This is a genomic window from Chitinivibrionales bacterium, from assembly GCA_014728215.1.
In the GTDB taxonomy this organism is placed as follows: Bacteria; Fibrobacterota; Chitinivibrionia; order Chitinivibrionales; family WJKA01; genus WJKA01.
In genome coordinates this window covers 1-12654 of record WJLZ01000223.1, presented here as the reverse complement: position 1 = coordinate 12654, position 12654 = coordinate 1, and the positions used below count along the sequence as shown (strand labels likewise).

At 48.1% G+C, this 12654-nt stretch carries 11 protein-coding genes; 9 read left to right on the top strand and 2 right to left on the bottom strand.

Annotated features, from left to right (window positions below; genetic code table 11):
- Positions 1 to 17: 17 nt before the first annotated feature.
- Both GF401_20630 and GF401_20625 read right to left on the bottom strand, forming a co-directional pair.
- On the bottom strand, positions 18 to 1820 hold the full coding sequence (locus GF401_20630) for an HDOD domain-containing protein (GenBank protein ID MBD3347470.1): 1803 nt from the start codon (positions 1818 to 1820) through the stop codon (positions 18 to 20).
- A gap of 228 nt (positions 1821 to 2048) precedes the next feature.
- Entirely contained in the window at positions 2049 to 2864 is an 816-nt protein-coding gene (locus GF401_20625) for a hypothetical protein (GenBank protein MBD3347469.1), read from the bottom strand.
- Between the two features lie 225 nt (positions 2865 to 3089).
- Here GF401_20625 and GF401_20620 point away from each other — a divergent pair, with 225 nt between their 5' ends.
- From GF401_20620 to glpK, 9 genes are all read left to right on the top strand, one after another.
- Positions 3090 to 3458 (top strand): hypothetical protein, encoded by a 369-nt coding sequence (locus tag GF401_20620; protein ID MBD3347468.1) that lies wholly within the window; start codon positions 3090 to 3092, stop codon positions 3456 to 3458.
- A gap of 1 nt (position 3459) precedes the next feature.
- A complete protein-coding gene (locus GF401_20615) occupies positions 3460 to 3876 on the top strand; it encodes a hypothetical protein (GenBank protein ID MBD3347467.1) in 417 nt (138 codons plus the stop codon).
- Between the two features lie 201 nt (positions 3877 to 4077).
- A complete protein-coding gene (locus GF401_20610; protein MBD3347466.1) occupies positions 4078 to 5643 on the top strand; it encodes a GntR family transcriptional regulator in 1566 nt (521 codons plus the stop codon).
- A 169-nt stretch (positions 5644 to 5812) separates the two neighbouring features.
- Entirely contained in the window at positions 5813 to 7261 is a 1449-nt protein-coding gene (locus GF401_20605; protein MBD3347465.1) for an FAD-dependent oxidoreductase, read from the top strand.
- A 151-nt stretch (positions 7262 to 7412) separates the two neighbouring features.
- A complete protein-coding gene (locus tag GF401_20600) occupies positions 7413 to 8675 on the top strand; it encodes an NAD(P)-binding protein (protein ID MBD3347464.1) in 1263 nt (420 codons plus the stop codon).
- Between the two features lie 3 nt (positions 8676 to 8678).
- Positions 8679 to 9065: a DUF1667 domain-containing protein gene (locus GF401_20595; protein MBD3347463.1), complete on the top strand. Its 387-nt coding sequence runs from the start codon at positions 8679 to 8681 to the stop codon at positions 9063 to 9065.
- Positions 9062 to 9805: a hypothetical protein gene (locus GF401_20590; GenBank protein ID MBD3347462.1), complete on the top strand. Its 744-nt coding sequence runs from the start codon at positions 9062 to 9064 to the stop codon at positions 9803 to 9805. Before GF401_20595 ends, GF401_20590 begins: the two co-directional genes overlap by 4 nt.
- 4 nt (positions 9806 to 9809) lie before the next feature.
- Complete coding sequence (locus tag GF401_20585) at positions 9810 to 10775, top strand: hypothetical protein (protein MBD3347461.1); 966 nt, start codon at positions 9810 to 9812, stop codon at positions 10773 to 10775.
- A gap of 44 nt (positions 10776 to 10819) precedes the next feature.
- A complete protein-coding gene (glpK, locus tag GF401_20580) occupies positions 10820 to 12295 on the top strand; it encodes a glycerol kinase GlpK (protein ID MBD3347460.1) in 1476 nt (491 codons plus the stop codon).
- Positions 12296 to 12654 lie beyond the last annotated feature (359 nt).

Sequence of the window (12654 nt, the reverse complement as noted above, 5' to 3'; positions counted from 1 at the left end):
TCGTGCGCTCGTTCTTACTATCCCTCGATACTCTTCCCGAAAAACCGGTCTAAAATGTTAAGCACCAGACGTACATCGAGGTTGCGTTGGTTGATAAATGTGACATTGTTGTCGGTATAATCGTTGTCGGTGGTTTCTCCGGGATCGACATCGGTGATAAAAATTTTCAGGACCGACGGGTCGCCTGAGGATTTTTCTTCGTCGTCGTCGTAAAGAACAACGTCGAGGGGGCGGCCGGGTTCGGGCATGGAGATGACTGTTTTGACATTATCATCCAGTTTCGGGCCTGCCTGACGGGCATATTTGACCGAATAACCGTTGTGGGTCAATGCGACAATAAGCGGATGATATTCGGGGTGATTGCCGTGAACAAAGAGTATGTCACCTATCTGCGCTTCTTTCCGGGGCTCTTCATAGCTCATGTTGCGGACCGGTATGTTGAGGTAGTGAACGAGCCGTGTCAACTTGCCAAGGATCGCATCAAAAAACTGTTTGTCCGCGCCTTTGGGAATAGTAAGATCGTTCAGCATTTGACGAGGTATTTCCGCCATCACCTGGTCGCAACTGTAGCCGATACAGAGGGCTTTTGACAAAAGGTTCGCGACATACACCGATTCCTGGATGACCCTGTCGGCAAGGGGCAGCGTGTTGCAGATCCTGTCGGGCTTATGGTGGTTGAGGATGGCTGATGAGATAGAGGGCGGGAAATTCCATTTACCCGTAAGATAATGCGCGAGGTCCGAATGTGAAAAATTCATCAGGTCCATTTCCGTATCATAGAATGCCTGTATTTTTGACGTTGTCTTTTCTAAAAGTAGAGGAAAAACGTTTTCGAAGTTATTGTCCAGGGGGATTTTGCCGAGGTCGTGAAGAAGACCGGCGACAAAGGCCAGTTCCGGTCGTTTAAATCGGGAGTCGGCACATAGTTTTTCGGAGATCAGCGCGGTTGAAAGGGAATGGAGCCAGAATTCATGACGGGAAAAGCCCGATTTGGTGTATACCTTTGAAGAGAGATCGATCAGGGCGAGGCAGGAGAGAAGATTTCTGGTCTCCTCGAAACCGAGTCGTACAACAGCATCAGTGACATCGTTAAACTTTCCCTGCCGTTTTGCATAATAAACGGTGTTGGCGACTTTAAGCACTGCCGCCGAAGCCGAAAGGTCGGTTTCGATACATTTCCCCAGTTCCTGACAACATCCGGCAGCCGAGGCCATGATGTCGAGTGCTTTGATCACGGTAAAGGGAAAAGCCCACTGTTTATGAATGACCGAATCTATCTGTATCAGTTTTTTCTCGGTCGGAAGGGTCGGTTCGAACAGGCTTTTCCCAAGATGCGCTGTTTGCTCCCATTTTTCGGCAATTTCCCGGGGTTTTGATGGATTTAATGGTACACTCAGACGAAGAATTTTCGAAATGATGGCAAGAAGAGCAGAGAATTCAAAGGGAAATTCTATCAGGTGAAGCGCCGTGTGAGTATCGGAATTTTCATTTAATGTAAGCTTTTGTTCGAGTTTTGATTTGATGGTTCCGGGCAAAATTGCCAGAAAAACGACTTTTGCGGTCCGTTCCGAGTTACGCAGGCGATTGATAAGAAGAATGTCTTTGATATTGGTCTCATTGATATCGCCGATAATAAGATCGGGAATAAACTGATTCGCCTTCAGTAGCGCTACGTGTGAATTCGTGGCCTGGATAACCCGGTACCGGCACTGACTCAATCCCACGGTGAGGATGTCTCTGATCCGCCGGCGGGAGGAAAAAAGCAGAATCAGGGGCTGATGGCCGGTTGCTGGTGAGGGTTGTGTGCTTTCGTTGCTCATTGTATAGAAAGTTCAGGGTTCGATAATGAATTATATGCAAATACGATTCGATTTGAGATAACGGGAACGACAACGAGTGGAAAAAGAAAATGAGTTGATATTCATCGGATTTGCATCTCAAATCATAGTTTCTCTCCTGCCGGCCCCTTGGGAAAGGTCGGCGTCTCAAATCTAATTCTTTTCACATAATCTTTCCCCATTCTACATTTCCATCAATATCCTGTCCACTTAAACTTCATAAAAATTGGCTTTCAGCTCCTCGGGAAGCCCGGCAAACTCATCTTTGACCACATATACCAGTTCATGAGTCCCGATTCCCCGAATACCAACCTGTTTTTCAACAAAAACCTCTTCGAAATCGATGTTGAATCCTCGTTTGTCGATCCCACGGGCTGAAAATACAAAGGAGAGGCCGTTGAATTTCTGCAGCCTGGAGGCGATATTGATACAGGGACCCACATAATCTTTTCCCGCGCCGATTGGAAAAACATTGCCCCGGGCAATACCGCAGCGAAGCTGCCGCGGGGGATCGACATACCTGCCCTTGATTGATTTCAGAAATACCGGGTAGCGTTTACAAAAGTTATAAAGCGAGGCGACGATATTACAGAGAAATCTTTGGAGATGGTCCTGGAGTTTTTTGGAACTGAGTTTACTGTCGATACCGATGATCTTTTTCATGTCGATTTTCCAGAGAAACAGAACGCCGTCGCCGGTGAATTTCGAAAAGAACGGCAGTTCGGCCCAGAGTACGTTTCCCTGCTGTTTATCGATCATGCATTCTTTGATATTGGTAAAAAGCCAGGAAAAAAATTCGGAAATGAAATTGGGAATAGCGAGCTGTGGATCAACCTGTCTGGTGAAATCGGTGAAACCTTCCAGGTCAAAAACAACCGCCAGAACTTCACTGGGTTCCGAGGGCGCCTGAAGGTCGCCGATATTCAGAAGATCGACATTAAACTTATCGAGGTTTTCATCGAGGGTAAGCTGAATACCCTTATTAGGGTGGATTACATACTTGTAATCCGGCATAAAAACGTTCATTTAGGTTCCAGTCGCCGAGAATTGGTTGTACCTTTCACCATACAAGACAGTCGATTGATGCAAACAATGCTGCAAAACCACACATGACCATGCTATAATTGTACCACTAATTGATCTGATTCTCAATACGTTACTTGCAATGAATGGCTATTTATGCACGCACATAAACAGAGAATTATTTTAATTATCGGGTTCAATAATTGATTCCACTAAGGCGGATGTTTCATGGCTGAGAGAGTAAGGGCCTTTTTTGATGAAGAAAATCGGGTGATCCGGCAGGAAATTTTTGTTGCCATGACCGAATCGGATTTTAACGAGCTTGTGGAACAGACCGGTAATGCAGCACAGAAACTTCCTGATCCCGATAATATACGAATACTTGCCAGAGACACGATGGCAAGGAAATTGTCCTCAAAAGTCCGCAGAAAGTCGCGGGATCTGCTCAAGGATCCCCGCTTGAAAAAGATTGCGGTTCTTGGAGGTGTCGGTGGGGTAATGAAAGCAATGATCATCTTTGTAAACCTTGGAAGCGGTACGAGTAAATTGAAGTGGTTTCCTGATGAAAAAAGCGCACTTGAATGGTTAAGGGAATAGCATGAAATTATCGACCCATCTCACCATTTCTGCGATAATATCAGGTGGACTTTATGCCCTTTTCAGGTCAATTCCCCTCAGCGTGGCATCTTTTTTGTCGGGGTTTCTTATCGATCTGGATCATTGTCTCGATTATGTCCGTGAGTATGGGTGGGATTTTAATATCAAGAAATTTTTTGAGACTTTTAAAGAACCAGCCTATAAAAAAATTGTCATTATTTTCCACGGATGGGAAATTGTCATTCTTCTTTTCCTCATTTCATGGTTTTCCCGTTGGAACCCATGGATTCTTGGCGTTACCGCCGGGGTCTTTCAGCATCTTTTGTTAGACCAGATATTCAACATTCACAGCAGATACGGCTATTTTCTGGTGTGGAGGATGACCCGCTGGTTTGATATCAGGCAGTTTCTCGGTTGATACTGTTATCGGTTTGAACCGGCTTTTTTATGCGGCCAGGGCCATTACATTATCGATACCGCACATCCTGATGACCTGTTCAATTTTTTTCGAGGGAACAAGGCAAAATTCTATTCCTCATTCTGGAAAATGTTTAAACAATTCATTATATTGATAGAATAGTTGTAATATCGGTTCTTTTTCCACTAACAGGCGGAAATAATGCCCAGAAGGACTTCTCCAGGCGTACAGAGTGCAATAGAATACATTATTGGAGGGATAAATTCCGGAAAATTCACCAAAATACACCATCTTCCTCCGATAAAGACCCTCTCATCTGATGCCAAGGTGTCAATTACAACCATGTGCAAGGCCACGCAAAGACTTAAAGAGCAGGGGGTTCTGGAGGGGCTCCCGAGTCAGAGAATACGGGTATGTGTAGACCGGTTTGATCCGGAGGAGTGTGTTCAGTATCAGGAGCAATCGAATGAAATCCCGTCAAAAGAAGAATCGCAATATGCCTGGAAAAGGGTGCGTGAGCAGATACGCAAAGACATCCTCAACGGCGTCTATCCCCCCGGTGACCCATTCCCTTCTCATAAGGAGATAAAAAATCGTTATAACGTTGCGTTTTTGACATTAAAAAAATCGCTTGACTCACTGTGTGCGGAGGGGGTAATTGTCCCCTGTAAAAGAACCTTTATGGTACCCCCGTTGTTTTCAGGAAAATCGAATGTGCGGATTGTCTTTTTTACCATGGTGGAAGGTCCGGTTGAGTTCAACACTACCGGAGAATTTATTCGTTATTTTGAGGTCGAATGTAAAAAGGCCGGGATCCAGTATGATGTTGTAAAATATTTTCTTGATGATGGTGAATTACGGTTTGAGGATGCTACTCATGTGTTTTCCGACTATTCCGATGATGATAACACGCTCGGATATCTTGTTCCTGTGAAGGCTCCCGACGCCGGGTGGGATAGTGTCTTAAGGACTTTGGGACATTTCAAGAAACCGATTGCAATTCTTGATGATATCGGAGGATGGAAACTGAATCCGTTGATACCGTCGGTCAATGCTCAGATTTTCTGTTCCCGCGTTTCGTCGCATCCTGCCCGCAAAATGGCCCGGTATCTCTATGGTCTGGGTCATAGAAAAATCGCCTACATATCTCCTTTTCATGCTTCGGCCTGGTCTCAGAACCGTCTGAAGGGATTTGTTGATGTCTACGATTCGGCCGATAACGGCAGTGAGGTTGTACCCTTTGTTTTCAACAATCCTCCGCTCATTCACGAATTTTATTCCGATGAGGCCTGCCGGAGAGCAGGATACGATTCCCTGCTTGCCTTTTATAATGAGTGGAAAAAGGGCAAGCCAAAAGAGTTTCTTCGCCTGACCGATTTCAATTTTCTCGATTTCATTCCCAATGAGCTTTTTTCCAGGGGAGAGCTTCACATGCGAACCGGCGAATTGTTTGAAAAGGCCGCCAAAAACAGCGATATTACCGCATGGGTGTGCGCCAATGATGAAATAGCCCTGGCTGCACTTCATTACTGTGAAGAAAAGGGGATTGAGGTGCCCGGACAGGTATCTGTTGTCGGTTTTGATGACCGGTACGATTCGGTCAAACGGGGCCTGACATCATACAACTTTAACGACGCCGCGATATTTCATTCCATGATACGCTATCTCCTCAATCGTCGCACCTTTCCCGCCAAACCCTCCCGTCGGCCGGTTGAAATCGAGGGCATGATTATGGAGCGTTTGACATCGGGAGTCGCGCGGCGGTAGGGGGCGTGATCCCCTGAGGGGACCTTTGGAATACGTGATACCTCACTCATGGACTCCCGCATTCCCGGAAACCGTGTTCATCGTACCCGGCATGACCCATCACGACCACGTCCCTGTTGACACGCGCTTTATTACGGTAATTCGTCGAAATTTATGATATAATTACTATATGGGCGCAAAAACGCACGATGTTGCAATTATCGGGGCAGGTGTCTGCGGCACGGCGATCGCCAGGGCCTTATCTGCATACCACATAAAGACAATTCTTATTGAAAAATGCGTTGATGTGGGATTTGGTGTTTCCAAGGCCAATTCGGGCATTATTCATGGCGGATTTCATCATAAAGCAGACACCCTGAAAGCAAAGCTCGAGATTATGGGTAATCTGATGTTTGAAAAGCTCCATTATGAGCTTGGATTTCCGTTCAAACGGGTTGGTATCCTGGTTGTTGCCTTTTCTGAAGAGGAGATGAGCATTGTCGAATATTTGTATGGGCAGGGGATTGCCAATGGTGTTGAAGGGTTGGAGGTTTGCAATGCCCGGCGTCTCCGGTATCTCGAACCCCATATCAATCCCGATGCTGTTGGTGCGCTCTTTGCCCCTTCGGGGGGAATAATCGAGCCGTACCGCTATGTTTTTGCTCTTGCCGAATGTGCCGCTCAGAACGGCGTGGAGTTGCGAACAGGATTTGACGTTATTGCTGTAGAGGAGAAGTCCGGCCATTACGAGCTTATTTCCGAAAATAATCAGCGAGTCAAAGCAAAATATGTCGTGAATGCCGCCGGGCTCCATGCCGATAAGGTTTCGCGTCTTTTTAAAGCAGAACGGTTCAGTATTCACGGAAGGAAAGGTGAGGAGTACCTTTTAGACCGGAATTCGGAGGCCTTTCCCAATCATGTACTATTCCCTCTGCCGTCGAAAAACTCTAAAGGCATCCTGGTCATCCCCACGGTTGAGGGCACAACCATGATCGGGCCGACCGCCGAGATGGTTGAGGAAAAAGACGATGTCTCTACAACTGCCGAAAACCTGGAAAAAGTTTTTACTCAGGCAAAACACATGACGCCCTCGGTGTCGCGGAAAGATATTATCACCTCCTTTGCAGGAACGCGTCCGGCACTCAAAGGAAATGATTTTTACATCGATATTTCAAAGAAAAGACCGCGGTTCATTCAGGTTGCCGGTGTTCAGTCTCCCGGCCTGACGGCGTCGCCGGCCATTGCCGAATATGTCAAAGATCTGCTAAAACAGGCCGGATTGAAATTGACGGAAAAAGATTCGTTCAATCCGCGCCTGGAAAAAACGGTTTCCGTACGAAAACAGTCACCCGAACAGGCGGCACAATTAATCGATACCAATCCGATGTTCGGCTCGATTGTCTGTCGATGTGAAACGGTCTCTGAAGCCGAGATTGTTGAGGCGATTCGCAAGGGGCATACCACTCTTGATGGGATAAAATTCTATACCCGCGCCGGGATGGGACGGTGCCAGGGCGGATTTTGCACCTATAAGATCCTGAAAATTCTGGCGCGGGAAACAGGAAAAGACATAAGGGAATTTACAAAACGGGGAGGTGGAAGTTTTGAGATTGTGGGGAAGATTGGAAAGAAGGACTGAAGAGGAATTGTTTATCTCATATTTATTGAGAGCTACCAAATCAAATGCCTATGTACTCCGTCATTCCGGCCTCGAATCACGTTCGGGACAGGCGAGTCCGGCATGACACGCCGTGACCAGGCTGGTAATTATATAGATTTCAATAGCTAAAATGGTAATAAAAAAACTCTACGATACCATTATAATCGGCGCCGGGGCAGCGGGAATGGCTGCGGCGTGTGAGATTTCTGATGCGGGGTTTTCGGTTGCGGTGCTGGACCGGGAAAACCATCCGGGCGGCATACTCATGCAATGCATTCATAATGGTTTCGGTCTGCACCATTTCAACGAAGAGCTTACCGGGCCGGAATATGCCGAATTGTTTATTGGCCGCCTCAAAACATTTCCTGTTGATATATACCTCGAAACAACAGCGGTTGATATAAGCGCAAAGCCGGATGCCAAAACGGTTACGGCCTATTCGGCCGGGCACGGCGTGCTCCTGCTGCAGACTCGTTCGATTGTCCTGGCCATGGGCTGCAGAGAGCGAAACCGGGGAAATATCGGTATCCCGGGAACGCGGGCGGCGGGAATATTTACCGCCGGCCTGGCACAGCGGTTACTCAATATCGAGGGTTGCATACCCGGGAAAAGAGTGGTGATTGTCGGCTCCGGTGATATCGGACTGATCATGGCCCGACGGATGACCTGGGTGGGCGCCAATGTCCTCGGCGTAGTGGAAATCCTTCCATACCCCTCAGGATTGACCAGGAATATCGTTCAGTGTCTTCAGGATTTTGATATTCCTCTTTATCTCAGCCATGGGGTCACGAACATAAATGGGAAAGACAGGGTCGACAGTGTTGAGATTTCACCACTAATCAATGGCGCGCCGGATTCATCACAAGCGTTCACTATCCCCTGTGATACGGTCCTTCTGTCGGTAGGATTGATTCCCGAGAATGAACTCTCCCAAAAAGCGGAGGTCGTTCTCAATCCCGATACCGGCGGGCCGATTGTCGATCAGGGATATCAGACCAATGTTGAAGGTGTTTTTGCCTGCGGCAATGCGCTTCATGTACACGATCTGGTTGATTATGTTACCGAAGAGTCGGAGCGATGCGGAAAGAGTGTCGCCGGCTACCTGAAAAAAGGCGCAGTAAAACAACAGGCCAAAACGGTCCCGGTCGCGGTGGGCGCAAACCTGAAATATGTTATACCAAATCAATGCGAATCCGGAAGGGAAACCCGTTTTTATATGCGCTCGATGATAGTAAAAGACAAAGCGGAATTGATTATCCGACAGAAAGATTCAATTGTTCATAAGCAGTCCCTTCGGTATGTGCGGCCCGCTGAGATGATTTCACTCAGTCTTAAAAAAGATACCATGAAAAAGATTTCACCTTATGCTTCGGTAGAATTCTCATTACGATAAACAATGAATAAAACACTCAGCACAATCTGTATTGTCTGCCCCAACGGTTGCCGGTTGACAGTGCGTAAAAGCGCCGGAGGGTATCTGGTTGAAGGGAATAAATGCAAGCGGGGAGAAACCTACGGCGTCGAAGAAGCTTCTGCTCCAAAACGGATTGTAACCTGTGTTGTGCCGACCGAATCGATTGATCACCCCTGTGTGCCGGTAAAGACAGCAACTCCTGTTTTGAAAAAGGATATACCGAAACTCCTGAATAAACTGTATGCCCTGAAAATAAAACTTCCGGTCCGGCGAGGTGATACCGCACTGGACGATACCCGGGAGAGCGGCGCGGTGGTCGTGGTTACGCGTTCGACGCCTTTTGCGCTGAGTGAAAGGAAACGAGCATGAAATTCATCGCCCACCGGGGATATTCCTCACTCTATCCCGAAAATTCGATCGAAGCCTTTGAAGCGGTGATCAGACATCCGGAGAACAATAAAACACTTATCGGTTTTGAGTGCGATATCCAGATGACGGCCGATTACAGAATTGCCATAATGCACAATACATCAATCGCCGATACATCGGGTAAGAAAGTCGATATCGGCGCAATTTCTCTTGATCATCTGCGGACATTATATCGTAAATCGGTCCACAATCCGGAATGTATCCTGCCGGATATACATGACGTCCTGAAAACGGTGGACCACCGGACCGGGATATGCTTTGAAATCAAAGCCGGCGCCTGGGAGCGTGAGATCTTTATTCCTCTCCTGGTTGAAGCCCTGGAATCATATCGTCCTGCCGGTGACGTCACAGTGAGCAGTTTTTCCGGAGAGATATTACATGCCGCTATTGCCGCAACGAGGCGATTGGAGCTGCGCTATGCTTTCATTTTTGACAGGTGGGAGAGCTGGAAAGCGCTTTCGACTTCTGTTAAACAGGCGCTCGATTTTATTCATCCCCATTTCAAATTTGTAATACAGGAGCCGCACAAAATTAGTGCATGCAATATTCCGGTCCAATGCTGGACGGTAAACGATCCCGCGGTTGTTCGGTCGATAATCGATATGTCCCAAAAAGAAAGCAATATTCATGCGCTTATGACTGATGATCTCAGGCTTTGCGAGCAGTTCAAGGATTCATAAGAATATGAATACGGTAATCATTGGAATTCATGGACTTCGAAACAAGCCGCCGAAAGAGTTACTTTCCACATGGTGGGTAGATTCGATTAAAGAAGGATTCAGGATAATCGACCTTCCCCGAAAGCCCTTCCAATTCGAAATGGCCTACTGGGCGCACCACATGCACCCCGAACCCCAGGACCCTTCAATCGATGACACCGACAGTCCTTGTTATCTGTGGGAGCCCTATGTAAAATGTACCTGTTTCGGGCCCCGGGAACCTGATGATTTCGGGAAAAAAATAACCGGCAGTTTCAATCAACAGATACTCAGGCTTATTGCAGGGAAGTCGGGGTTCATGAATATCGATACGATTTCGGATATTATTCTTCGCAGGATGTTCATAGAACTTGACGTTTACTATCATAAATCACTCGAAGATTCCTCTGGAAACAGACGCCCGGCCCGCGAGCTTATCTGCAATGAACTGGCGTCGCTGATCAGAAAACATCAGGGAAAGAATATCTGTGTTCTCGCCCACTCCATGGGATCGATTATCGCCTATGATGTTCTTCGATGCGCGGTGCGTGATGTGCCGGTCCATACATTTATTACGATTGGTTCGCCGCTGGGGTTCCCTGTTATTATGAACAAAATTAAACTCGATATGGGTATCGATAAGTGCGTCGAAACAAAGCTGCCGACTCCCGACAATATCAGGTACAAATGGCTCAATTTTTCAGACCTCGACGACAGCACCTGTTTGAATTACAACCTCCGGAACCACTATTGCGAGAACAGTAACAATGTTCGCCCTTTCGATCAGATTGTCTATAATAACTACACGTGCAATGGGAACCTCAATCCCCACAAGGCCTATGGATACCTTATGACCGCAGAAGTGGCGACAGCCTTATACCATTTTCTGGCCTTGCACACTGCAAACGTATGGGAGCGGGTTGGATGGGTATTTAAAAGACCGAGAGTGTGAAGGTTGAGGCGGGGGAGAGGAAGAGAGATGAAAGAAGAGGGAATATGGACCATAAAAAAGTAATTATCGCTTTAGATCTCGGGACAACCGGCAATCGTGCTGTTGCATTTGGTAAGAATGGTGTTATCGTAGCTCAAGCCTATAAAAAATTCAGGCAGCACTTTCCTGAGTCGGGATGGGTCGAGCATGATCCTGAAGAGTTGTATGCGGCAACTGTTGAGGCGCTCGCCGATGTTGTCGGTCGGGTGGGAAAGGAGTCGGTAGCGGCAATCGGCGTCGCCAACCAGCGGGAAACGACCGTGGTATGGAACAGGGCGACCGGCAAACCCCTGGGGAATGCGATTGTCTGGCAGGACCGCCGGACTGCCGACTGGTGCCGTCGTATAGCAGGCTCCAAGGAGCTGGTAAAGGAGAAAACAGGGCTTTTTATCGATCCCTATTTCTCGGCGACAAAGATTGCCTGGATACTCGACAGGTATGATCCCGAACGAAAAGAGGCAAAGAGAGGGGCGCTGCTTTTCGGCACTCCTGACACCTGGGTCCTGTGGAACCTTACCGGCAAAAAGGTCCATGTGACCGATCCGTCAAACGCCTCGCGAACCATGCTCTATACGATCCATGATTTGACATGGGACAGTGAGCTGCTTGAGCTTTTTAATATCCCCCGGGAGATACTTCCGGAGGTAAAGGATTCCGACGCCCTGTTCGGAGTAACCGATGCAGCAATAACCGGCAGAGAAATTCCAATCACCGGCGTCCTCGGCGATCAGCAGGCGTCGCTGTTCGGCCGGCTCGGGTGGGACAGCAGTATTGTCAAGTCGACCTATGGGACGGGGATATTTATTCTCAGGAATACCGAAAGGCGGGTTGTCCATTCCGACAAGCTGGTTGCGACTGTTGCCTGGAAAACCCGGGAAGGCGTGCGGTATGCGCTGGAGGGGAGCCTGTTCATGGGGGGAGCATCGGTGCAGTGGCTTGAAGAAAATCTGGGATTGATAGAGAATGCCGGTGAAACGGCTGCCGCGGCGGAAAAAGCGGGAAACAACGAGAATGTTTATTTTGTTCCTGCGTTCCAGGGGCTTGGCGCGCCATACTGGGCGCCCGACGCCCGTGCGCTGATTATCGGTTTGTCCCGCAAGTCCGATCGCAATACGGTGATCAGGGCAGCGCTTGAGTCAATGGCCTATCAGGTCCGTGATGTAATCGAAGTTTTCAACGACGGCGTCGGTACACCGGTCGAAAATCTTCGTGTCGACGGCGGGGCGTCGAATAACGATTTCCTCATGCAATTCCAGGCAGACCTTCTGGGTATACCCGTTATCAAACCGGTTATTACCGAAACCACGGCCCTCGGAGCAGCGGGAATGGCCGGCATCTCCTGCGGATTCTGGGATAAACAAACTTTTGCTGAAATAATCTCGATAGAGAAGACTTTTGTGCCGTCGGGAGATAAAAAGCAGTTTGATGTGTGGTATCTGGGATGGCGGAAAGCGGTGCGGCGAAGCTTGAAATGGGTTTAAGCACTCTGGAAACACAAAGGGTCGGTTTATCCATCCCTTTTATTATCAGGCAAATGGTTTTTCGCTCACTGCCGTCAGAGAATCGGGGACGGACGAACTTTTGTACTATAGCCGAAATGGCGGCAAAAGAAATTGATCCTCACATACCCAAACTATCGATCCATGCATGTCGAATCGAGCCATTTGCGGCATGATCCGGATTATCCTCTTAGTTCCTCAGCGGGGTGCGTTGCGAGGGGGCCGACGCGTTGGGTGCGCAGGCGCCCAACATAGCGCGGCCGCCCTTGCTGGAGGGGGTGCGTCTGAGATCCCGATTGTAATCGGGAACTCAGACCAGGGGGAAACGCTATGCGGTTCCC

What these genes read in the sequence shown, in the direction of transcription:
- GF401_20630 (MBD3347470.1), bottom strand. Translation starts at nt 1,820, where the DNA reads ATGAGCAACGAAAGCACACAACCCTCACCAGCAACCGGCCATCAGCCC.
- GF401_20625 (MBD3347469.1), bottom strand. Translation starts at nt 2,864, where the DNA reads ATGAACGTTTTTATGCCGGATTACAAGTATGTAATCCACCCTAATAAG.
- GF401_20620 (MBD3347468.1), top strand. Translation starts at nt 3,090, where the DNA reads ATGGCTGAGAGAGTAAGGGCCTTTTTTGATGAAGAAAATCGGGTGATC.
- GF401_20615 (MBD3347467.1), top strand. Translation starts at nt 3,460, where the DNA reads ATGAAATTATCGACCCATCTCACCATTTCTGCGATAATATCAGGTGGA.
- GF401_20610 (MBD3347466.1), top strand. Translation starts at nt 4,078, where the DNA reads ATGCCCAGAAGGACTTCTCCAGGCGTACAGAGTGCAATAGAATACATT.
- GF401_20605 (MBD3347465.1), top strand. Translation starts at nt 5,813, where the DNA reads ATGGGCGCAAAAACGCACGATGTTGCAATTATCGGGGCAGGTGTCTGC.
- GF401_20600 (MBD3347464.1), top strand. Translation starts at nt 7,413, where the DNA reads ATGGTAATAAAAAAACTCTACGATACCATTATAATCGGCGCCGGGGCA.
- GF401_20595 (MBD3347463.1), top strand. Translation starts at nt 8,679, where the DNA reads ATGAATAAAACACTCAGCACAATCTGTATTGTCTGCCCCAACGGTTGC.
- GF401_20590 (MBD3347462.1), top strand. Translation starts at nt 9,062, where the DNA reads ATGAAATTCATCGCCCACCGGGGATATTCCTCACTCTATCCCGAAAAT.
- GF401_20585 (MBD3347461.1), top strand. Translation starts at nt 9,810, where the DNA reads ATGAATACGGTAATCATTGGAATTCATGGACTTCGAAACAAGCCGCCG.
- glpK (MBD3347460.1), top strand. Translation starts at nt 10,820, where the DNA reads ATGGACCATAAAAAAGTAATTATCGCTTTAGATCTCGGGACAACCGGC.